Origin of the sequence: Streptomyces cinereospinus (genome assembly GCF_042430725.1) — a bacterium.
Taxonomy (GTDB): domain Bacteria; phylum Actinomycetota; class Actinomycetes; order Streptomycetales; family Streptomycetaceae; genus Streptomyces; species Streptomyces cinereospinus.
This window is the reverse complement of sequence record NZ_JBHMCY010000055.1, coordinates 1-21,646: the sequence shown is the minus strand read 5'-3', so window position 1 is coordinate 21,646 and position 21,646 is coordinate 1. Positions and strand designations below refer to the sequence as shown.

Here is a 21,646-nt window from a genome sequence, read left to right as displayed (position 1 = left end):
GACGGCCGCCGCCGTGGCGGGCACGGCGCGGCGCGCCCGGCGAACCGCACCGGACGCGCCGAGCACGCCTCCCGCGCGCGCGTGACCGGCAGCGGCCCCGCGTCTAGGCGGGCCGCTGCAACACCGTCAGGCTCCGGTCGACCAGCGTCAGCCGGTCCCCGGCCGCCACCTTCGGGCCCGTGCCCGGCGGCACGCCCTCGGGCCGGGCGGTGTCGACCACGACCTGCCACTGCCGTCCGTGGTTGACCGGCACCACGAAGTCCAGCGCCTTGGGCGAGGCGTTGAACATCAGCAGGAACGAGTCGTCGGTGATCCGTTCCCCGCGCGGCCCCGGCTCGGAGATGGCGTTGCCGTTGAGGAACACCGTGAGCGCCGACGCCTGCGCCGACTCCCAGTCGCGCGGGGTCATCCCCTTGCCCTCGGGGGTGAACCAGGCGATGTCGGACAGTTCGTCGTGCGTCCCCTCCACCGGCCGCCCGTGGAAGAAGCGCCGCCTGCGCAGTACGGGGTGGTCCTTGCGCAGCCACACCATCGCGCGCGTGAAGTCCAGCAGGTCGCTGCCGTCCTCGGGCCACCGGACCCAGGACAGTTCGCTGTCCTGGCAGTAGGCGTTGTTGTTGCCCTGCTGGGTGCGGGCGAACTCGTCGCCGTGGCTGATCATCGGCACGCCCTGGGACAGCATCAGCGTGGCGATGAAGTTACGCATCTGCCGGCCCCGCAGCGCCAGCACGTCCGGGTCGTCGGTCTCGCCCTCCGCGCCGCAGTTCCAGGACCGGTTGTGGCTCTCGCCGTCGCGGTTGTCCTCCCCGTTGGCCTCGTTGTGCTTCTCGTTGTACGCCACCAGGTCGTGCAGTGTGAAGCCGTCGTGGCAGGTCACGAAGTTGATCGAGGCCAGCGGCCGGCGCCCGTCGTGCTGGTACAGGTCGGAGGAGCCGGTCAGCCGGGAGGCGAACTCCGCCCGTGTGCGCGGCTCGCCCCGCCACAGGTCGCGGACCGTGTCGCGGTACTTGCCGTTCCACTCCGTCCACAGCGGCGGGAAGTTGCCCACCTGGTAGCCGCCCTCGCCCACGTCCCAGGGTTCGGCGATCAGCTTCACCTGGGACACCACGGGGTCCTGCTGCACCAGGTCGAAGAACGACGACAGCCGGTCCACCTCGTGGAACTGCCGGGCCAGGGTGGCCGCGAGGTCGAACCGGAAGCCGTCGACGTGCATCTCCGTGACCCAGTACCGCAGCGAGTCCATGATCAGCTGGAGCACGTGCGGGGACCGCATGAGCAGCGAGTTCCCGGTCCCGGTGGTGTCCATGTAGTACCGGGGATCGTCCGCCAGGCGGTAGTACGACGGGTTGTCCAGGCCGCGGAAGGACAGCGTCGGGCCCAGGTGGTTGCCCTCGGCGGTGTGGTTGTAGACCACGTCCAGGATCACCTCGATGCCGGCCTCGTGCAGCGCCCGCACCGCCGACTTGAACTCCAGCACCTGCTGCCCGCGGTCGCCCCAGGAGGCGTAGGTGTTGTGCGGGGCGAAGAAGCCGATGGTGTTGTAGCCCCAGTAGTTGTTCAGGCCCATGTCCACCAGGCGGTGGTCGTTGACGAACTGGTGTACGGGCATGAGCTCCAGGGCGGTGACCCCGAGCCCGGTGAGGTGCTCGATGACCGCCGGGTGGGCGAGCGCGGCGTAGGTGCCGCGCAGCTCGTCCGGCAGCCCCGGGTGGCGCATGGTCAGGCCCTTCACATGGGCCTCGTAGATCACCGTGTCGTGGTACTCGGTGCGGGGCGGCCGGTCGTCGCCCCAGTCGAAGTACGGGTTCACCACGACGGACGTCATGGTGTGCGGTGCGGAGTCCAGGTCGTTGCGCCGGCCCGGGGAGCCGAACGGATAGCCGTACACCTCCTCGCCCCACACGATCGAACCGCTGATCGCGCGGGCGTAGGGGTCGAGCAGGAGCTTCGCCGAGTTGCAGCGCAGCCCCCGCTCCGGCGCGTACGGGCCGTGCACGCGGTAGCCGTACCGCTGCCCCGGCATGATGCCCGGGAGGTACGCGTGCCGCACGAACGCGTCGCTCTCCCGCAGTTCCACCGCCGTCTCCGAGCCGTCGTCGTGCAGCAGACACAGCTCTACTCGGTCCGCGGCCTCCGTGAAGACCGCGAAGTTGGTGCCGGCGCCGTCGTACGTGGCGCCGAGCGGATATGCCTCTCCAGGCCAGACCTGCATGGATACGACTCTTCCAGGTGTCTCGTGCCGGTGGGGGTCGCCTTGACCCCGAGTCTCCCCGAAAGTGAGGGAACCACCCATGACTTACTGCCCTCTTACCGGTCGGCCAGTGCATACGAGGTATGCCGAAGCGGTGGGGCAGACACGTACTCCCATGACGACCAGGGGGAGCAGGGGGGACATTGTGCGCAACATGGTGCACCGCCACCCGGGCAAGGTCGTGGCCGGCGCCGCCGTCGCGGTCGCCGGTCGCCCGGCCCCCGGCCGCTCCGGCCCCGGCCGCCGAGTGCAGCGCCGCCTACCGCATCGAGCAGAAGCGCTCCACCGGCACCACCCTGGCGCATGTGCTGGCGCCACCACCAGGAGGCCGGTCTCGTCCTGGAGCACATCGGCTACCAGCCGCCGGGGCGAGGCCCGCCCGGTCGAGGTGCTGGCCTCCGCCAGGCTCGGCCAGATCCATGCGCCGTACGACGACGGCAGGAACGAGTACCACGACCTCACCCAGGCGGGCTTCGGCCAGGGCCTGAAGGACCTGGCGCCCGGCGAGTGCCCCGGCGGCACCATCAAGACGGTCCGGGTCCCGCGGGCCTGGGATCCGTCCCACCCGGACGTCAAGGGACTGTGCGTCACCACCCGTTCGCGTGGCCACGCCTACCGTATGCAGGGTGAGACCGCGAGCAAGGTCTTCCGGAAGCAGGGCAGGGACCTGCTCGTCCCCACCGTCAACCAGGTCGGCTGGTACGAGTACATCTCCGAGTGGCGCTTCCAGGACGACGGCACGATCACCACGAACGTCGGCGCCACCGGCTCCCTGTCGCCCTTCGACCACGACGCCGGCGACGGCCGCGGCCGGCCGATCGGCAAAAGGCCAAGGCCTACGCCACCAGCCACAGCCGCAACGTTGTCCGGCGGCTCCACTTCCACCTGGACGGCTCCACCAAGGCCAGGATCGAGCAGTACGACTCCACGGTCAGCGCCCCCGCGAACGGCCGCCCGGCGCCCGCCGGCAAGACCGTCCGCACGCCGGTCACCAGGGAACTCGCGGGCGACGCCCGCACCATGCCCTGGTGGCGCGTGGTCGGCGCGACCGGCAGGAACAAGGACGGGCCCGCGCGTTCGTACGAGATCGTGCCCGGCGCCGGCCACGTACCCCGGCCGCGCCTGCACCCGGCACGACGTGTACTTCACCGAGTACGCCCAGTGCGAGCAGTACGCCGGAGACAACCTGCCCGACTGCGGCGCGGGCCACGGCAAGTCCGTCGACGAATGGGTCGACGGCCGGACGCCGAGGGACCCCGTGGTCTGGGCCAACATCGGCTACCACCACGTGGTGCGGGACGAGGACCAGCGGCCCATGCCGGTCCACTGGCAGGGGCTGTCCGTGGCCCCGCGCGACGTCACCGCCATGAATCCGCTCACGCCGGCCGAGCCGGCCGGTCGGAAGGGGCGCCCGGAATAGGGAAGTTGGCCGACGAGCCTGCCCATCCGGCTGCACCGCCGACCGCTCCCGGAGTACCCTTCCTTGATCGTTGGGACGGAGTGCTCGGGGGAGCGGAAGGCGGTGCGCGGGTGGGCTCGGGAGGGCTGGAGCTGCCCCCTGGTGACGAGGGTCACGAGGGAACCTCCGCAGACGTCCCGCCCCGCACGGTGTCCCTGGCCAGACCGATGGAGACCCACTCGATCGGCCCGGAGCTGGAGTGGGACGCCGACGCCTGGCACGAGGTGCGCACCCGCGCCCAGCGCGCCGGCCGCGCGTACATCTGGCTGAATCTCGTCGAACAGCGGCTGCGTGCGGTCGTGGCAGCGGTCCTGCGGCCCGTCTACGAACCCGTCCACGGCGACGACTGGGTGGTCGCCGCGGCCGGCCCGGCCGGTCAGGAGTGGGTCCAGCGCGCGGCCGCCGTCCGGGAGGTCAGCCGCCGCAAGGGCTATCTGCTCGACCCCGCCGACGACAACGTCCTCAGCTTCCTCACCCTGCCGCAGCTGCGCGAGCTGATGGTGCAGCACTGGCCGTGCTTCGAGCCGTACGTCGACGAGCGGCGCGACGTCGAACTCGCGCTCGACGAGCTGGAGGTCACCCGGAACGTCGTCTCCCGCAACCGGGCCCTGTCCGAGGCCGTGCTCAGCCAGGCCGAGCGGGCCTCGGCCCGGCTGCTGGAGACCCTGGGCGCGGGCGGGGACGTGCCCTCGGCGCGCCGGCTGCCGGTCGACGCGGTCGAGGACCTGGTCGGCGACCGCTACGCGGACGTGGTCGCGGTGCACTCCGACCGGGTGCGGCTGATGCGCCAGTTCCCCGCCGAGGACATCTTCGGCGGCGCCCGCCGCCTGGACGCCATCGGTATCGGCCTGAACCTGCTGGTGCAGAACTTCTCCGGGCGCCGCCTGCTGCGCCTGGCCGAGGGCGGCTGCCGGGTCCGGCTGCTCTTCCTCAACCCGGCCTCCAGCGCGGTGAAGCGGCGCGAGCGCGAGCTCGGCATCAAGCGCGGTGAGCTGAGCCGGGCGGTGGAGACGAACATCCTGCACATGCGCCGGGTGCGCGCCCGGCTGCGGGACCCGGGCGCCTTCGAGATCCAGGTCTACGACGAGACGCCCCGCTTCACCGCCTACCTGGTGGACGGCGACGGCTCCGACGGCATCGCGGTCGTGCAGTCCTATCTGCGCCGCACCCGGGGCATGGAGGCGCCGGTGCTGGTGCTGCGCAACGGCAGCCGAGTGGTCAAGTCGGATGAAATGGACGAAAGCGGGCTCTTCGGAACGTACCGGGAGGAGTTCGAGGCTGCATGGGTGGATTCGCGGCCTGTGTCCTGAAATGACGTCACCTGACCCGCCATCGCCGGGCGCCCCGAGCGGAACGCTCTCCTCTGATTGTCAGTGCCGCATGCGATCGTGGAGACCACTGGGGGAAAGCACCACCAAGAAGGGGGGCCGCCCATGGGCTGGCACCAGGAGCTGCTGATCGGCTTCGACCTGGAGACGACCGGGACCGATCCGCGTGCGGCGCGCATCGTCACGGGAGCCGTGATAGAGGTCAGGGGCGGACAGCCGCTCGGACGCCGGGAATGGCTGGCGGACCCGGGAGTGGAGATCCCGGCGGACGCGGTGGCGGTCCACGGGATCAGCAACGAACGCGCGACCGCCGAGGGCCGCCCGGCCGACCAGGTCGCGGACGCCATCGCGGACGTGCTGGTGACGTACTGGCAGGCGGGCGTCCCGGTCGTCGCCTACAACGCGGCCTTCGACCTCACCCTGCTCTCCGCGGAACTGCGGCGGCACGGACTGCCGTCGCTGCGCGACCGCCTCGGCGGCCGGGAGCCGGCGCCGGTCGTCGACCCGTACACCATCGACCGCCGGGTCGACCGCTACCGGCGCGGCAAGCGCAACCTCGAAGCGGTCTGCACGGAGTACGGCATCGTCCTGGACGGCGCCCACGACGCCGGTGCCGACGCGCTCGCCGCGGCCCGGCTGGCCTGCGCGATAGCCGGCCGCCACCCCAAGATCGCGGCCCTCGGCCCGGCGGAGCTGCACCGCCGCCAGGTCGAGTGGTACGCCGAGTGGGCGGCGGACTTCCAGAGCTTCCTGCGCCGCAAGGGCGACGCCACCGCCGTGGTGGACGGGGTGTGGCCGCTGCGCGAGCCGGCCGGCGAGAGGGTCTGAGCCCGGCGGGTCCCGGCGGGCCCCGCCGCCGATCCCCGTCCGGGCCGCGCCCCGCGGCGGCCGGCGGATCGGAGCGCTCGGAGTGCCTCGAAAAGCACGTCCGTGCCTCATCTTGGGAGGCCGACCGGAGTGCGTCAGAAACAGGCAACAGGCGCGGTCTGCTGGTCAGCGGTGCTTTGCGGCGGGCGGCCGGGGCGCGGGAGGCGACGTGCCGAGCAACCGCGCCGACACCTGGCCGTGCGTACCGTTCCAGGGAGCGTACGGAGGCGCGGCGGGAGCGAGCCGGCCACATCGGTGGACGTGCCGTCCTCTGCGTCGTGGGTGAGCGCACTGTGCCGGAGTCGGTGCAGCGTCCACCCCTCCAGCTTGTCGACGACCTCGGGCCTGGCGCGAGCGGATTGGCGAGCAGTCGGGTGCTCTCCGCGAAGGTCATCGCCGGGGTGCGACGGAGCGCGTCGGCCCTGCCGCAGTGAATCCGGCGTTTACTGCGCTGCTTCCGCACCTCGTGTAAGTTGACGATCTGTTGTGCCTGTTGCGCGCTGACGTACGACTGGACGCAACGGGCGCGTTGAGCCTGCCCGAGAAAGTGGAAGCTCAGCAAACGACAGAGGGGGTAGGGCGTGACTGCCCACGGGGAACTCACTCGCGTGATATTAACGAGCCAGCAGATAGCGAATCGTGTCCGGCGACTCGGCACCGAGATCACCCGGGACTACCAAGGCCGGGACCTTGTGATCATCGGCGTGCTCAAGGGGGCGGCTACCTTCACGGTCGACCTGGCTCGGGCCATAGACCTGCCGGTCGTCATGGACTGGGCCGCAGTATCCACATACGGGCGGGGCAGCACAGCGGGAACGCCCCGGCTGCTCAAGGACATCGGCGAAGAACTGACCGGACGCGACGTCCTGATCGTCGAGGACATCCTGGACACCGGCACCACGCTGTCGTGGCTCATGGCACGGTTGCGGGAGCGGGCTCCCGCCTCGGTGAACTGTTGCGTGCTGCTGCGCAAGCCGCATGCCGTCGCGAAGCCGGTGGAGCCCCGGTACGTCGGGTTCGACATCACCGAGCACTGGGTCGCGGGCTACGGCATCGACTACGCCGAGCGGCACCGCAACCTCGGCGACATCCACGAGGTGCGTCTTCCCTCAGCCGCGCTGTCGGCGTCTTCCTCCTGAAAGACCTCTACATCAAAGACGCTGCCCGGCGCTCAACCTGCCCGGCAGTGACCAGTCCTGCCTGCTTGGAGTGAGCATGATGAGCACCTTCGACCTCGTCATTATCGGTGCCGGTCCCGCCGGACTCGCCGCCGCCCAGCGGCTAGCTGGATCGCCCTACAGCATCGCGCTCGTCGACGGGGGAAAACCCGTCGCCGAGCGAGACCGGCATGCCGCGGTCGATATGACGCGTGGGCATGGCGGGGCCGGGCTCTTCTCGGACGGCAAGTTCTCGTTCTTCCCCTCGGCCAGCGAATTATGGACACTGCCCCGTCCCGCCGATCTGCGGGCCGCATACGACTGGACCTGCGAACTGCTCGGCTCCTACGGCCTGGACACCCCTCCGTTCCCGTCCGATCCCACGGCCTACACGGTGGGCAGCGGTGAGTGGATCCTCAAGGAATACCCCTCGGACTACCTCTCGTTGGAGGCACGCCTGCGGCTCACCGCCGACATGGTCGCCGCCACGGACGCCACGGTACTCAGCGAGACCGAGGTACTGAGGGCCGAGCACGAGCCCGCCACCGATGTGTTCCGGCTGACGCTGTGCGACTCCAAGGGACAGGAATCGCAGGTGCTCGCCCGGCGTCTCGTCCTGGCCAGCGGCAGATTCGGCCCCCTGGGCCTGCGCACCCTCACGAAGGAGCGGTCGTTCCGCCGCCTGGAGGTCGGGTTCCGTATCGAGCAGCCGGCCGACAAGGCATTCTTCAAAGACATGAAGCAACTCGACCCGAAGCTGCGATTCCGCGAGCAGGACGGCAGTGTGGAGTGGCGTACGTTCTGCGCCTGCCGTGACGGCGAGGCGGCACTGACCGAGACCCAGGGTTTGTGGACCGTGTCCGGCCGCTCGGACTGCCCGTCAACTGGCCGGTCCAACGTGGGCTTCAACACCCGCATCCTGGATGAGGCGGTGGCGGCACGGGCCATGGCACTCGCGCTCGCCGCGATGGCCAAGGAGGAGTCCTACTTCAACTTGTCCCTGGACGCACTCCTGGACGGCGAGCCGGAAACGGTTGCCGCCTTCGACGGTGTCTATGGGCCGGAGCTGCGCGAGATCATGGTGCGTGGTCTGTCCCGGCTCGCGGCTGCGTACCCCGCCATCAGGGACAACGGCACACAGCTGATCGGCCCCACCCTGGAAGGCGTCGGCTGGTATCCGAAGGTGGACGGTGACCTCCGGCTTCTCGACACCCCCGCCTGGGTGGCCGGTGACGCGTGCGGGCTGTTCCGCGGCATAGTCGCGGCAATGATCAGCGGCCATTATGCGGCCGGCTCCGCGCTGCTGGAACTGGAAGCGCTGCGATGACGGGCACGCCCATGAAGCGCCGTGAGCCGGTGGTTGGTGTCGGGGCCATCGTGGTGCGGTCCGACGGCGCCGTGCTGATGGGCCACCGGATCAAGCCAGGAGAGACCGCGTCCTGGTGCCTGCCCGGTGGGCATGTCGAGGCGGGCGAGGCTTTCGAGACCGCCGCCCTACGGGAGATCGCCGAGGAGAGCGGCATCCGGGAGGTCACAGGGGCGCGGGTGTTCGCCGTCGTGCTCCACACTGACGCGGACCGGACCCAGGTGACCGCAGGTGTGGTGGCGCGGTCGGCGGACGTGGGTGCCGTGGCGGCCACCCCAGAGCCCGAGGTCTTCGACCGCTGGGTGTGGGCCCGGCCCGAGGAGCTTCCCGTGCCGCTGTTCCCCGCGAGCGCGGCTCTGCTCGCCGCCTGGCAGGCGAAGCCCGTACCCGACGGATGGACGGTGTATGCCACGGCAGACGCCGTGACCCTTCTGGGGGAAGGACAATGAGCCGCCTCCACGTCTTCGACATGGACGGCACCTTGCTGCGTGGCACCACGGCGAGCCTGGAAATAGCACGCCGTCTGGGCTGTCTGCCCGACCTGATCCGGCTGGAGGCGGACTTCGCACTCGGCGCAGTCGATACCCGTGGTTTCGCGGCGGAGATCTGCCGATTGTGGCGGGAGCTGACCCCCGAGCTCGCGGCGGACGTCTTCGCACAGGCGCCCTGGATCGGCGGACTGCGGGAGGTACTTGCGGACATCCGCCGACGCGGTGAGCGGTCGATCGTGGTGACCATGTCCCCGGACTTCTTCGCGGACCGGCTGAGGGCTTACGGCGTCGACGAGGTGGTGGCCTCCGGCTTTCCTTCACTGCCGTTTCGCACCGCGCTCGATCCCAAGGGGATTCTCACGCCCGCGGACAAGGTCACGGCCGTGGACCGAGTCCGTACGGCGCTGGGGCTCGGCCGGGACTCCTGCACCGCCTATGGAGACTCCGGGTCGGACATCCCCCTGTTCCGGGAGCTGAAACACACCGTGGCCGTGAACGCCGATGACGCCCTTCGCAGACTCGCCCGCTATCAGTACGACGGTGACGATCTGCGGAGGGCCTACTGGATCGCCCGGGCTCAGTCACCCGAGCGCGGCGGAGCGTCCTCCCTCGACTCCAAGGAGCGTCAGTGACGACCACTTCTCAGGCAGCCACGGACGACTTCCGGTTCGACGGGCACGCATGGACCAAACTGCTGGTGCTGTGCACCGCCATCCTCTTCGAGGGGATGAGCCTGTCCAGTATCAATGTGCAGCTGGCCGGTATCCAGCACGCACTCGACCTGCGCCCCGACCAACTCCAGCTGGTCGCGAGTTCGTTTCTCACCATGTACGCGGCACTGCTCCTGGTCGGAGGCAAATGCGCGGACCAGTGGGGACACCGGCGGATGTTCCTGACCGGCGTGGGAATCTTCGGCGCCGGGTCGCTCGGCGCGGCACTGTCCCAAGAGGCGGTCCTGCTCATCACGGCCCGGGCGATCCAGGGAGTCGGCGCCGCGATCACCGCACCCGCGGCTGTCGCCCTGATCGTCCGAGGGTTCCCGGAAGGAGCCGCGCGCAACCGAGCGCTCGGAGTCTTCAGCGCCATGGGCGCGGCGGGCTTCTCGCTGGGCGTCGTCATCGGCGGCCTCCTGACCCAAGGAGTCGGCTGGCGCGGGGCCTTCCTCCTCTACGTCCCCTTGAGCCTGGTGGTTCTGATCACCGGCGGGCGTGTACTCGAACGCGAGAGCGACACAGGAACGCCGAGGAACCGTATCCCCTGGCTGCCCGCCCTGCTGGTCACCGGCGGGCTCATCGCCGTCGTGTACGCCGTGGGGCGCGTCGGCACCGGCTCCCTCGCCGAGATCGCGCTGATCGCAGCCGTGGGATCGGCGGGGATCCTCACGTTCCTCCTACTCCAGGCCAAGGCCACTGTGCCGCTGCTGCCACTCTCTCTCGTCACCAACCGCCGTATGGCAGCGGCATGTCTCGCGCTCGCAGGTGCCTTCGCGGCAATCACAGGTGCCATGTTCCTGGTGGCAACCGATCTGCAGGAGCAGCAGGGATACTCCGCGCTGACAGCCGGACTGGCCTTCCTGCCGCAGGGACTCGCCGTGGGCCTTCTCTCCACGCCGGCTGCCCGCATGGCCAACCGCAGACCCGCGCCTCGGCTACTGCTTGCCGGACTCACCGTCATCACCGCCGGGCAGCTGATGTACACCACCGTGGAGCAAGGCGGCTACACCACACATCTGCTGCCCGCGGCCCTGCTGGTCGGCACGGGCATCGCCATCGCCTACCCGGCAGCGGTCATGCTCGCCAGCGCGGCCGCATCCCTCGACGACCAGGGCACCGCGTCCGGCTTCCTGGTCACCTGCCAACAGGCAGGCGGGGCCATCGGAGTCGCAGCAGTGACGGGCATCCAGAGCACCGCCCCCGGCACCTTCTGGACCGGCCCGTACAGCCTATGGGGGTGCTTCGCTTTCGCCGCCGCATCGCTGCTCGGCTGCCTCCTGCTTCTGCTCCCGGGGAAGGACCGTACGAACAAGGCCATGACCAGGACACAACACACCGCGACGCCTACGCAACACATCCACTGACCCTGGGATCGGCGCACCAACAGAGGTTCTCGTCTCAGGGTCGCCGAACAGCGGGTCGACGTGCATGTACTTCGCCGCCACCACTGGATCCAGTACGCGGTCCGGGCGAGCACGTCCAGCGGGCTCCACTCCGGCAGCCGCTTGAGGATCCCCGCCTCCAGGCCCAGCGCGGACTGCCGACGGGTCTTACCCCTGCGCGGGGTGAGCACGATCAAAGCGTCAGATCACGCGCCCTGTGGTCCTGTTGCCTGTTTCCGGCGTACTCCGGCTGCCCTCCATCGCGGCTCAGCGCGGCTCAGAACGGATACCAGCGCACGGCCGGGTCCCCGTCCCGCAGCGAGGCGACGCGGCGCTCGAACTCGGCCAGCGCCCGGGGATTGCCCGGCGCGTGCTGGGCAACCCAGGCGCAACTGGCCGTCTCGCGCGCCCCGCGCAGCACCGCACACCCCTTCCATGCGCGCACGTCCCAGCCGTAGGCCTCGGTGAAGGAGTCGTAGGCCTCGGCGGGCAGCCCGTAGCGGTCGCGGGAGAGGGCGAGCACCACCAGGTCGTGCTCGCGCAGGTCGGTGGCGAAGGTCTCCAGGTCGACCAGGACCGGCCCGTCGGGGCCGACGTGCACATTGCGGGGCAGCGCGTCGCCGTGGACCGGTCCGGGCGTCAGATGCGGGGTGAGCGCGGCGGCGGCCGACGTGAACCCGTCACGCCGCTCGCGCAGATACGCCGCGTCCGCGGGGTCGATCGCGTCGCCGGCGAGCCGCAGCCAGCGTTCCACACCGCCCAGCAGATCGCGGGACGGCAGGTCGAAGGAGGGGGAGGGCAGTGCGTGGACGAGCCGCAGCAGTCCGGCCAGATCCCGCGGCTCGGCGGGCCGTACGGGATCGGGCAGCCGGTGCCAGACGGTCACCGGGTGCCCCTCGACGAGCAGGGCGTCCGGCCCGGCCGCGCGGACCGCGGGCACGCCGGTGTCCGCCAGCCACAGCGCGACGGCCAGCTCCCGGCGCGCCCGGTCGAGGAGTTCGGCGTCGCGGCCCACCTTCACGACCAGGTCACCGGCGGCGAACACCGCGTTCTCGCCCAGGGCGAGGAGCCGCGCGTCCCGTGCCGGACCGGACAGCACCCCCGCCGCGGCCAGTACGTCGCGCGCCCGTGCCTCGTCCATCCTTCGCCTCCGTGGTCCGTCGCCCAGGGGTCCGCGCACCGCACCCCGCGCGGTGCCGCGTTCCCGCCGTTCGCCGGCCAGTGTCGCATTCGCACAGGTCGGGGACGCCGTGCGCGGTGGTCCACGGAACCCTCCCGGCGGTCCCGGACGTCCTCGGCGGACCGGAACGGGCGGGAGGGCGCCGGGAGCCGCCGTCACCCCGGTACGGACTCAGCCGTTCAACCACCGGTTGGTCTCGTCGTAGAAGGTGTCGAGCTCCTCCGGACGGTCGTCGCCGAGTTCGTCGTCGCTGACCGGGACGCCGAGGTGGGCCAGGTGCCAGGCCAGCACGTCGTAGGAGGGCCGGTACGGGGCCAGTTCCCCGGCGGGGATCACGAGCGGTGTGCCGGGGGCGGCCGGGGAGATCGAGGAGGACTGGTAGACGACGTCCAGGCGGAGGATGCGCCACTCGCCGGCGCGGCGTTCGCACCGGTAGTTGAGCCGCATGAACGTGTGGAAGTTGGCCCGTACGCCGTCGACGTCCATGGTCGACCAGGCCATGGTGCCCACCTCGACGTGGGCCCTGTCACCGCGCACCCGCACGGCGGGCGCGAACATCTGGTGCACCGGTCGGCTGCCGCGCCCGAACAGGCGCCGGGAGTGCGCCACGAATCCCGGTCCGTCACCGTGATAGGCGCTGAGCTGCACGACCGAGTCAGGCCAGAAGGCGTCGGTCATCTGGTCCCACCATCCGCGGTCACGGCCCTGCCGCTCCAGCAGCACGATCTGGGAGACGAGGGCGGCATCGTCGGCGTGAGCCGCGACGGGTGACTGCTGCATCGTTCTGGCCTTTCTTCGGGGAGGTTCTCGAAAGCTGGGTGTGACAGCGCCGTCCGGTGTTCCGGCGCCTCAGAAGACGGCCAGCGGGTTGACGGGCAGCCCGCTCGCCCCCTGGATGGCCGGTACCGCGGCCACGAACAGGAAGGAGAAGCGGCCGAGTCGCCGACAGGTGTCGGCCAGGTCGGTGACCTCCGCGCAGTCGATGATCGGCATGCCGAGTCGTGCGAGTGCCACCTGGTGAAGGGGAAGCGGCGTGCCCGGCGCGGGCGGGCGGTCGCCGATGTCTCCGGCGTACAGGCCCACCTCCCGCTCCGCCATCCATGCGACGGCGTCCAGGGAGACGGCGGGCAACGACCCGCTGGGATCATTGAGCTGTGACCAGCCCGCGCGGACCACCAGGGCGTCCCCCGGCTCGACGCGGACACCGGCCCGGGTCTCGGCGTCCGTCAGGTCGCGCCCGGTCACCTGGTGACCCGGGGAGAGCCGGTCGCCCGGCGCCAGGTCGAGCAGGACCCCGCGCGTCAGGATCCCGTCGGTGAACGCGCCGGTGCCACCGTGCCGGACGGTTCCGCCCGCCACCGCCTCGGCCAGCGGCACTCCCGGATAGACATGGCCGTCGAACGGGATGTGCGCGACCGCGTCGATGTGTGTCATGCCGACGTGGTGGGTGTTGAGCACCAGGACGTCGGTGACGGCCTTGGCCGGCACACCGGTGTTCACCACCTGGAGGACCGGCGACGGCATGGCGGCCGAGCCGTGCGCGGTGGGACCGCCTCCGGACAGCAGGACGGGGGACACCGGGCGGCCCAGGGGGACGACCCTGCCCTCGCGGGCTTCGGTCACACCGCGGAGGCGTGCCGCGGCCGTGATGTGGTGCAACGTTCCCTTCTCGTCGTTCTCGCCCCACCGGCCCCAGTTGGTCGGGAGGGAATCGGGCGGGTTCTCGCTGGTCGCCATCTGCTGTCGTCTTTTCGTCGAGTAGGCCGAGTGATCGAGTGATCGAGTGGTCGAGTAGGTCACGCAGGCCGTCGGGGAGCGGCCGCCCGGCGGACCGGCCGGGGCCGGGGGAGTCAGCGGGGGGCGCGCAGCCAGGTGAACAGACGCCGGTAGAGGGCGTCGACCTCGTCCGGCCGGTCGTCGGCGTAGAGGTCGTCGCGGACGTCCCGCTGGTCCAGTGTGATGTGGTAGGCCAGGAAGCGGTAGGGCTTGCGGAACGTCGCCAGGAGGTCCTGGTCGATGACCAGAGTGGTGCCGGGCACGACCGGGGCGAGCGTGTCCTGCTCGTAGACGGAGTCCAGGGACTGGATGCGCCAGCCGGTGCCGCGGTCCTCCGCCCGGTACAGCAGCCGGGCGTGCGAGACCACCTGCGCTTCGACCCCGTCGATCAGGAAGTTCGCGGAGACGGCGGCGGGCAGCTCCACGACGGCACGGTTCCCGTCCACGTGCACGACCGGCGGGCGCAGGCGGTGCAGGGGACGCAGGCCGCTGTCGTACATGTCCTTCGAGCGGGCGGTGAACTCGGGCCCGGTGCCGTCGAACCAGCTCAGTGTGACGGTCGAGTCCGGGTGGAAGGAGTCGTGCATCTGCTGCCACCAGCCGCGGTCGCGGCCCTGGCGTTCCTTGAGCACGAGCTGGGTGATGTCGCTGACGGCGTTCATCGGGGCGGGGAATTCCTTTCGTGCCGCCGCGCGGGCGGGATCCCGCGCGGCGTCGCCGCGGCCGGTGGGGGGCCGCGGCTCACAGGTCACCGGGAGTCGGCTCCGGGCGAAGGCGCGGAGACGGGAGCGGGCTGGTCCTGAGGGGTGTCGGCCGGCGGCGCGGGGACCGGCGCCTCCGCGGCCGCGGCCTGGTCGAAGCCGTCGATGGCGGGATAGCGGTACGGGCCGAGGCACAGTGCCGTCACCGAGCACAGCACCAACGCGGCGGAGAGGTAGGGGAACAGGGCGCGGTAGTCCCCGACCGCCTCGCGGCCGACTTCGATGATCAGAGGACCGAAGGCGGAGGAGAGCAGGACGGCGCAGTGGACCATGCCCAGCAGGCTGCCGAACCAGCGCATCCCCAGATAGCGGCTGACGAGGAACGCCAGCAGGTCGATCTCCATACCGAAGGCCACTCCGACCAGAGCCATGCCGACCGCCGAGCTGGCGAAGGACGGCTGGAGGAGGAACATGCCGGCCACCGGGGTGAGCAGCACGACGGCGGCCAGGTACCTGGCCTGGACACGGTCGAGCAGGACGCCCGTGCCGATCCTGCCGGCCAGCGAGGCCAGCGCGTAGATGCTCAGCAGGGAGGTGACCTGGCCGTCGGTGAGGCCCTCGTCCGTCATCATGGGCGCGACGTTCACCTGGATGCCGATCACGGCCATCCCGCTGACGCAGAGGACCACGGCGATCATCCAGAAGTGACGGCCGGCGAGTGCCTCCCGCACGCTGAGGCCGGGCAGGGAGAGGCTTCCCTGCCGCTGTGCGTCGGCGGGATCGCGAACCAGACGGCCGCGGACGCTGCGTTCGCCTCGGACCCGTACCAGGGTGAGGATCATCGTCAGGGAGACGGCCACGGCCACCAGGGCCATCCAGGCGTACGCCTGCCGCCAGCCGACCGCGTCGATCAGGAAACGCGCCAGGATGGGGGTCAGGACGGTGCCCACGGCACCGATCGCCGCCATCAGCCCGATGGCCGTTCCCCGCTTGTTGTCGAACCAGCCCAGCACCACCTTGGTGAGGGGCAGCCAGGTGCCGCCGGCGAAGAAGCCCGCCAAGAAGAACGGCAGGTAGAACACCGGCACATCGCGGGGTACGACGGCGATGGACGCGACCGCGACGGCGTACAGGATCCAGGCGGGGATGAGGACGAGGCGGAACGCGAAGCGGTCGAGCAACCGGCCGGCGAGCGGGGTGCCCGACGCGATGCCGACGGCGGCGCAGGTGAACGCGATCGATGCCGTGGACCGGCTCCAGCCGGTCTCGTCGGTGATGGGCAGCAGGAAAAGGCCGAAGGTGTTGAGCAGCAGCGGGCCGAAGGCCACGGTCTGGGCGAGACCGGAACCGATGACGACCAGCCAGGGGCTGCGGTGTTTCGACGGATGCATCTGTACTCCTCATCGAGCACGGGACGGCTGGGGACAGCGAGGGAGTGTGGAGAAGGGAGCAGGTGACGCGGCACGGCACCACGTGTGCTGTGGCCGTGTGACGGGTGGGACGTCGGTCCCGGTGCGGTTGCCGGGGGTGGGCGGCGTCCGCGGGGGTCTCGCAGGGCCGGAACCGCCGGGTTCGCGGGGACATCGGCCCTGAAGCGCGCCGAGGGGTCTGTCTTTCCCGGGGTGGCGGTCTCGCGGTGTGGTGCGAGTCCGGCGGACGGGGGCCGCATGGCGGCCCGGGCGGAGCGGTGATGACGACGGGCTCGGCGGTGTCGGCCGTGCCGGGGAGGTCCTGTCCGCCCCCGGGCGGGTGGCGCCGTTCGGGTGTGGCGTTCTTGGAGGCGCGTCGGGCCGGCGGGTGCGGACCGGGTGCGGGAGAGGGGCGTCATGCCCCCGAGGACGGGGCGGGTGAGCCGGGGTGGAGAGAGTCCCGCCGCCGGGTGGGCCGGGACGTCGGTACGGACCCCTGCGGCGTCAGGCCGCGACGCCGAGCTGCGGCTTGGACCAGCCGTGCTCGACCAGCCGGTCGACCAGCAGGTCCAGGAGGGCGGGCACCTGGTCGACCGAGGGTACGCCGCCGAAGACGTATCCGTCGGGGCGCTGGAGGAACGCCTTCTGTCCGTTCTGGCGGAACCAGAGGTCGTACTCGCCGTCGATGTCCAGGTAGGCGTCGGGTACGTCCCCCGGGGTGACGTGGACGAACGTGACGTCCAGTTCTTCGAGCAGGCGCCGCTGCCGCGCGTCGAAGAGCTCTTCGGGGACCGCGTGCCGCGACACCAGGGTCCAGCCGGGCGTGAGGAACTGGTCGAGCCGGTCGACGCGGGTACCGAACGCGACCCGGGCCTGGGGCGAGGGCCGGCCGTCCGACTCGACCGCCCCCTCCGCCGTCTCGGGGCGGACGATGCCGGCACCGAGCCGGGGGAAGCGCGGTGGCGTGGGCAGTTCGCCCCTGCGGAGGGCGTCGTCCCGGAGCCGAGCCCGCTCCGGATCGGTGAGGAGGGCGGTCTCCGCGACCGCCACGGAGGCGTCGATGAGCGCGCGCACATGCGGCGCCCGTTCGGCCTGGTAGGTGTCCAGCAGCGTCTCCTCGGCCTCACCGGCGAAGACGGCGGCCAGCTTCCAGGACAGGTTCACCGCGTCCCGGACGCCGGAGAGCATGCCCTGGCCCATGAAGGGCGGCATCGTGTGCGCGGCGTCGCCCATGAGGAAGACGCGCCCGATCCGCCAGCGGTCGGCGAGGGTGCTTTCGAACCGGTAGACCGCGCGCCGGTCGATCCGCCCGTGCTCCGGGGTGATCCCCCAGGTGGCGAGCAGCTTCCAGCAGGTCTCCTCGTTGTCCAGGTCCTCGCGGGTCTCGTCACCGACGGCGTGGAACTCCCAGCGCGACCAGCGGCCGCCGCTCCACCGGCCCGCGAGCTGGGGACGGGCGGGATCGAGGACCTGGTACACGTCGGGCAGTTGCGGCAGGTCACGGTCGGGGTCGTGGTGTTCGAAGTCGATCACCAACTCGTCGTTCGCGGAGAAGCCCAGGTCCTCACGCCTGATCCCCAGGGTGGTGCGGACGAAGCTGCGCGCGCCGTCGGCGCCGATGAGGTAGGAGGCCTGGATCGTGCGCGTCCCGGCCTCCGGGTCGGCGGTGGGCCGGACGGTCAGCCGCACTCCGTCGGCGTCCTGGCTCACCTGCTCCGCCGTCATCCCCATGATCACGCGCCCGCCCAGTTCCAGGACGCGGGAGTCGATGATGGCCTCCAGCTCGGGCTGATGGGACAGGTAGTCCGCCTTCCAGCCCGAACCGCTCTCACCGAGCCGGATGGTGGCCAGCTGTTCCCGCTCGGCCGTCACCAGCTGCCAGCAGAGCATGGGGCGGGCTATGAGCTCGATCCGCTCGGCGATCCCGAGACGCTGGAAGGTGCGCATGGTCTCGCCGTCGAGATGGCCGGCCCGGGAGTGCGCGTAGCGCTGGGGGTGCTGCTCGACCACGATGACGTCCAGCCCGGCCTGCGCCAGAAGGGCGGCGCAGGTCATCCCGACCGGACCGTAGCCGACGATCGCCACGTCGCACACCGTGAGGCCGGGAGGGAGCGCCACGGTGGTGTCGTGCAGAGCGGACATGCGGCTCACCTTTCGTTCGAAGTGAGTGGTGTAGGGCCGGTATCGAAGGTGTGATCACAGATAACGAGATACCGGCATGTCGAACCCGGCATTAAGGGCACACTTGCTGCGACTCTCCTCATGAGAGCGAGCCGGGTTCGGGCGAAGCGCGGTAAACGGCTGGAATGGGGCGCCGGACGAGCGCTTGCCGACGAAGAGCACACCATCTGACCAGGAGAATGCGCAAGCCCCATGTAATAACGGACGGGGGTTGAAGAGAAAATTAAGATGGGGTTGTGTCTAGGTCCGGCCCGGTGGCCGGCGCTACGGTGGCCACCAGGAACATGCTTTTCGCGGACGAACGTGCTGATCAAGGCCCTGCGGCAGTGGGTCGGCCGGTCCGGGGCGCCGGTGACTTCGGCGCGATAACTCCATTGAGTCGCCTTCGTAAAATGTCTTTCGGACGACGGTGGCGGATCTTTTATCTGTTATAACAGCACCTCTTGAGAATGCTGCGGAAACAACCCAGAGGGAGGGCCCATCATGGCTGACGTAAGCGCGGTCGGCGTGCGCCGCGTGAAACCCCTGTCGGTCGCCGATCAGGTGACGAACGAGATGCGGCGGTCGATCCTCGCCGGCGACCTCCGCCCCGCTCAGGAGCTGTCCCTCCGGGAAATCGCCGGCGACCTCGGCGTCAGTGTCGTCCCGGTGCGCGAGGCCCTGCGCCGACTGGAGGGACAGGGGCTGGTCGTCGCCACCCGTGGCAAGAGCGCGACGGTCGCGCCGCTCAGCCGCGAGGATCTGCGCGGCATCTACCGTATGCGCCGGCAGATCGAGCCGGAGATCGCCGGGCGGGCGTCCCTGCTCCTGACCAAGCGCGACCACGACCGGCTCGCGGAGCAGCTGGCGGTCTTCGGCGACGCGACGCTGGGACTCGACGAGATATACGAGGTCCACCACGAGTTCCACCTGGGCCTGCTGCGCCCCGCGGCCACCGACTGGGACCTGCGCATCCTCGACACGCTCCGGCACGCGGCCGAGCGGTACGTACGGCTGGCCTTCGGCAGCCGCGACAGCGATCCGGACGAGCCCCGGCGCCGCGAGGCCGCCCACGCCCACCTGCTCGCCTCGATGATGGAGCGCGATCCCGGCAGTGCCGCTCACGCCACACTGATCCACCTGGACACCAACGAGCAGATCGCCCTGCGGGGCCTCGCCTCGCTTCTGGACTGACGTCCGCGGGTCTTCTCCGGCCGCCTGCCCGGCGCACGCCCGAGCCGGCCGCCACGCTCGCCGCCGGGCCCCGGGCGAGGGGAAGGCCGCCCGGGGCCCGGCTTCCGCGCTGATCGTCGCCACGCCGGGCGGGCGGCCCGGCGCGGGCACGCCGCCCGCCGGGCCGGCCGCCCGCAGACGCGGCCCGACCGCGGTCGCGGACTCGATGTGCCGGGAAGCAGGGGATGCCCGGTGGTCCGTCACGGCGTCCTCGACCGGGTCGCGCGCGGGCGGGGTTCCTGACGTGGACGAGGGCGATGACATGGGCGCAGAACGGGCCGCGTGCCGTGCCGTGCCGGCCGGGCCGGCGCCCGCCCTCCCGCGCCACGCCGGCACTCCCGGTGGGACGACGTCGGCGCACCGGCGCCTCCCGCGCTGCGGGTACCGCTCCGGAGGCGTCCATCACCGTTGCACGGGGAGCGGCCGGGTGGAACCCCGCGAAGGCGACGGGGAAGCGTGTCGGCCCGGTGTGGGACGCCCGTCCGCGCGGCGGACGGCTTCGGGCTCCGGCGCCGCGGGCACTTTGTGGCCGCCCGGAGAGCCGTGGGCACCCTGTAGCCGCCCGGAGAGCCGTGGGCACTCTGTGGCCGCCCGAAGCGCCACGGGCACCCTGTAGCCGCCCGAAGCACGACGGGGACCGGCTCGGCGGTGCCGAGCCGGTCCCCATGCCGTCGCGCCGTCAGACGCGGACCAGGCCGCCGTCGGCGACGATCGTCTGGCCGGTCACGAAGGAGCTGTCCTCGCTGGACAGGAAGCAGGCGACGCCGACGATGTCGGCGGCGGTGCCGACCCGCTTGATGGCCTGCATGCCGGCCACCATCGTCAGCGTGTCCTCACCGATGAAATGCTCGCCGCCCGGGGTGCGCGAGGCGGTCGGGGAGATCGCGTTGACGGTGATGCCGTACGGGGCCAGGTCGCTGGCGAGGGCGCGGGTGAAGCCGATGACGGCGCCCTTGCTGGCCATGTAGGGGACCATGTTCGGCACGGCGAGGCCGAGTGAGTTGGAGGCCAGGTTCACGATCCGGCCCCATCCGTTGTCCCGCATGGAGCCGATGACGGCCTTGGTTATGAGGAACTGCGAGTCGAGGTTGATCTCCTGGATCCGCTTCCAGCGGGCGAAGTCGAGTTCGAAGAGGTTTTCGAAGGGGAAGATGCCGGCGTTGTTGACGAGGATGTCGACCCGGCCGGCGAATCCCAGCATCTCGGGCGTGATGGCCGCCACCTGCGCGGGGTCGGAGATGTCCGCCTGGAGCTGGACGGCCTTGCGTCCGGCCTCCTCCACCGCGGCGACGGTGTGGTCCGCCGGGTTGAGGTCGACGGCGATGATGTCGGCGCCGCGCCGGGCGAGTTCGGTGGAGATGGCGTGGCCGAAGCCACCGGCGGCACCGGTGACGACGGCCACCCGGCCGCTGTGGGAAAGCGTGCTTGACATGGAAGTGCTCCTCATCGGGTGGACGGTGCGGCTGCCGGCGCGTCGCATGTCAGCGAGGCGAGGCGAGGGGAGGGGAGGCGAGGGGAGACGAAGGCGAGGGGAGACGAAGGGGAGGGGAGACGAAGGGGAGGGGGGAGGGGGTGGAGAGCGGTGGTTCGGCCGCCCTGCCGTGACGGGCCGCTCCGGTGACGGATGCCGGGCTGGACCGAGGCGCCGGGCTGGGTGAAGCGCGTCCCTGCGGGGGCCGGGACGGCTTCGGCAGGGGGTGCCGCCGGCTGGGGCGGGAGCGCCGGCGAGGCGGTGCCGCGGCGGCGACGACCGGGCAGCGGGTGGTGTCCGGCCGTCCGGCCGTCCGGCCGTCCGGCCGTCCGGCGTCTGGTGGGGACGGCCGCCGCGGCACCGGGGTGCCGCGCCGGACGGGGGTGTCGCGCCGGACGGGGGTGCTGTGCCGGACGGGTGTGCTGTGCCGGACGGGTGTGCTGTGCCGGACGGGGGTGTCGTGCCGGACGGGGGTGTCGTGCCGGACGGGGGTGCTGTGCCGGGCGGGGGTGTGGTGCCGGACGGGTGTGTCGTGGGGGATGGGGGTGTCGTGGGGGCGCCGCTCGTTCGGTGCCGCCCCCACGACGCACAGGACGATCAGGACGTCAGTGGCTGACGGGCACGTAGTCCTGGGTGATCTGCTTGTACTCCAGGAAGTCCTCGATGGAGGCGAGTCCGCCGAGCCGGCCCACGCCGCTGGAC

The 21,646-nt window shown here is 71.1% G+C and carries 16 protein-coding genes and 1 pseudogene; 9 read left to right on the top strand and 8 right to left on the bottom strand.

The window, feature by feature from the left end; all coding sequences use genetic code 11:
- Nucleotides 1–103: 103 nt before the first annotated feature.
- On the bottom strand, nt 104–2,212 hold the full coding sequence (gene glgX, locus ACFF45_RS24980) for a glycogen debranching protein GlgX (protein WP_381348695.1): 2,109 nt from the start codon (nt 2,210–2,212) through the stop codon (nt 104–106).
- Between the two features lie 182 nt (nt 2,213–2,394).
- On the opposite strand from glgX, the pseudogene ACFF45_RS24975 reads away from it, so the two are divergent.
- From ACFF45_RS24975 to ACFF45_RS24940, 8 genes and pseudogenes are all read left to right on the top strand, one after another.
- Nucleotides 2,395–3,671 (top strand): annotated as a pseudogene (locus ACFF45_RS24975) (copper amine oxidase).
- 110 nt (nt 3,672–3,781) lie between these two features.
- Entirely contained in the window at nt 3,782–5,020 is a 1,239-nt protein-coding gene (locus ACFF45_RS24970; RefSeq protein ID WP_381348694.1) for a DUF5919 domain-containing protein, read from the top strand.
- Between the two features lie 123 nt (nt 5,021–5,143).
- Nucleotides 5,144–5,866, top strand: a complete 723-nt coding sequence (locus ACFF45_RS24965) for a 3'-5' exonuclease (RefSeq protein ID WP_381348693.1) — start codon at nt 5,144–5,146, stop codon at nt 5,864–5,866.
- Nucleotides 5,867–6,513: 647 nt separating this feature from the next.
- Nucleotides 6,514–7,044 carry a hypoxanthine phosphoribosyltransferase gene (hpt, locus tag ACFF45_RS24960; protein ID WP_381348692.1) on the top strand — a complete coding sequence of 177 codons (531 nt, stop codon included), beginning with the start codon at nt 6,514–6,516 and terminating at the stop codon, nt 7,042–7,044.
- A 76-nt stretch (nt 7,045–7,120) separates the two neighbouring features.
- Entirely contained in the window at nt 7,121–8,389 is a 1,269-nt protein-coding gene (locus tag ACFF45_RS24955; protein ID WP_381348691.1) for an FAD-binding protein, read from the top strand.
- Nucleotides 8,386–8,877 (top strand): nucleotide triphosphate diphosphatase NUDT15, encoded by a 492-nt coding sequence (locus tag ACFF45_RS24950; RefSeq protein WP_381348690.1) that lies wholly within the window; start codon nt 8,386–8,388, stop codon nt 8,875–8,877. Before ACFF45_RS24955 ends, ACFF45_RS24950 begins: the two co-directional genes overlap by 4 nt.
- The gene (locus ACFF45_RS24945; protein ID WP_381348689.1) at nt 8,874–9,551 is read left to right on the top strand and encodes an HAD family hydrolase; all 678 of its coding nucleotides are present in this window, start codon (nt 8,874–8,876) and stop codon (nt 9,549–9,551) included. The genes ACFF45_RS24950 and ACFF45_RS24945 overlap by 4 nt, the downstream gene beginning before the upstream one ends.
- Entirely contained in the window at nt 9,548–10,996 is a 1,449-nt protein-coding gene (locus ACFF45_RS24940) for an MFS transporter (RefSeq protein ID WP_381348688.1), read from the top strand. Before ACFF45_RS24945 ends, ACFF45_RS24940 begins: the two co-directional genes overlap by 4 nt.
- Nucleotides 10,997–11,291: 295 nt before the next feature.
- Here ACFF45_RS24940 and ACFF45_RS24935 read toward each other — a convergent pair whose 3' ends face one another.
- The 6 genes from ACFF45_RS24935 to ACFF45_RS24910 form a co-directional block, all read right to left on the bottom strand.
- A complete protein-coding gene (locus ACFF45_RS24935) occupies nt 11,292–12,155 on the bottom strand; it encodes a phosphotransferase enzyme family protein (RefSeq protein ID WP_381348687.1) in 864 nt (287 codons plus the stop codon).
- Nucleotides 12,156–12,365: 210 nt separating this feature from the next.
- Complete coding sequence (locus tag ACFF45_RS24930) at nt 12,366–12,974, bottom strand: nuclear transport factor 2 family protein (RefSeq protein WP_381348686.1); 609 nt, start codon at nt 12,972–12,974, stop codon at nt 12,366–12,368.
- A 69-nt stretch (nt 12,975–13,043) separates the two neighbouring features.
- Nucleotides 13,044–13,931, bottom strand: a complete 888-nt coding sequence (locus tag ACFF45_RS24925; RefSeq protein ID WP_381348685.1) for a cyclase family protein — start codon at nt 13,929–13,931, stop codon at nt 13,044–13,046.
- A gap of 113 nt (nt 13,932–14,044) precedes the next feature.
- Nucleotides 14,045–14,632, bottom strand: coding sequence for a nuclear transport factor 2 family protein (locus ACFF45_RS24920; RefSeq protein ID WP_381348684.1), 588 nt, complete (start codon nt 14,630–14,632; stop codon nt 14,045–14,047).
- 86 nt (nt 14,633–14,718) lie between these two features.
- Nucleotides 14,719–16,062: an MFS transporter gene (locus ACFF45_RS24915; protein ID WP_381348683.1), complete on the bottom strand. Its 1,344-nt coding sequence runs from the start codon at nt 16,060–16,062 to the stop codon at nt 14,719–14,721.
- Between the two features lie 522 nt (nt 16,063–16,584).
- Complete coding sequence (locus ACFF45_RS24910; protein ID WP_381348682.1) at nt 16,585–18,222, bottom strand: bifunctional 3-(3-hydroxy-phenyl)propionate/3-hydroxycinnamic acid hydroxylase; 1,638 nt, start codon at nt 18,220–18,222, stop codon at nt 16,585–16,587.
- A gap of 522 nt (nt 18,223–18,744) precedes the next feature.
- Here ACFF45_RS24910 and ACFF45_RS24905 point away from each other — a divergent pair.
- Nucleotides 18,745–19,434: a GntR family transcriptional regulator gene (locus ACFF45_RS24905; protein ID WP_381348681.1), complete on the top strand. Its 690-nt coding sequence runs from the start codon at nt 18,745–18,747 to the stop codon at nt 19,432–19,434.
- Between the two features lie 718 nt (nt 19,435–20,152).
- Here ACFF45_RS24905 and ACFF45_RS24900 read toward each other — a convergent pair.
- A complete protein-coding gene (locus ACFF45_RS24900; RefSeq protein WP_381348680.1) occupies nt 20,153–20,905 on the bottom strand; it encodes an SDR family NAD(P)-dependent oxidoreductase in 753 nt (250 codons plus the stop codon).
- Nucleotides 20,906–21,646: the final 741 nt, after the last annotated feature.

Bases quoted from the DNA above. Each gene is read 5' to 3' on its own strand.
- glgX (WP_381348695.1), bottom strand. From the start codon at position 2,212: ATGCAGGTCTGGCCTGGAGAGGCATATCCGCTCGGCGCCACGTACGAC.
- ACFF45_RS24965 (WP_381348693.1), top strand. From the start codon at position 5,144: ATGGGCTGGCACCAGGAGCTGCTGATCGGCTTCGACCTGGAGACGACC.
- ACFF45_RS24955 (WP_381348691.1), top strand. From the start codon at position 7,121: ATGATGAGCACCTTCGACCTCGTCATTATCGGTGCCGGTCCCGCCGGA.
- ACFF45_RS24950 (WP_381348690.1), top strand. From the start codon at position 8,386: ATGACGGGCACGCCCATGAAGCGCCGTGAGCCGGTGGTTGGTGTCGGG.
- ACFF45_RS24945 (WP_381348689.1), top strand. From the start codon at position 8,874: ATGAGCCGCCTCCACGTCTTCGACATGGACGGCACCTTGCTGCGTGGC.
- ACFF45_RS24935 (WP_381348687.1), bottom strand. From the start codon at position 12,155: ATGGACGAGGCACGGGCGCGCGACGTACTGGCCGCGGCGGGGGTGCTG.
- ACFF45_RS24930 (WP_381348686.1), bottom strand. From the start codon at position 12,974: ATGCAGCAGTCACCCGTCGCGGCTCACGCCGACGATGCCGCCCTCGTC.
- ACFF45_RS24925 (WP_381348685.1), bottom strand. From the start codon at position 13,931: ATGGCGACCAGCGAGAACCCGCCCGATTCCCTCCCGACCAACTGGGGC.
- ACFF45_RS24920 (WP_381348684.1), bottom strand. From the start codon at position 14,632: ATGAACGCCGTCAGCGACATCACCCAGCTCGTGCTCAAGGAACGCCAG.
- ACFF45_RS24915 (WP_381348683.1), bottom strand. From the start codon at position 16,062: ATGCATCCGTCGAAACACCGCAGCCCCTGGCTGGTCGTCATCGGTTCC.
- ACFF45_RS24910 (WP_381348682.1), bottom strand. From the start codon at position 18,222: ATGTCCGCTCTGCACGACACCACCGTGGCGCTCCCTCCCGGCCTCACG.
- ACFF45_RS24905 (WP_381348681.1), top strand. From the start codon at position 18,745: ATGGCTGACGTAAGCGCGGTCGGCGTGCGCCGCGTGAAACCCCTGTCG.
- ACFF45_RS24900 (WP_381348680.1), bottom strand. From the start codon at position 20,905: ATGTCAAGCACGCTTTCCCACAGCGGCCGGGTGGCCGTCGTCACCGGT.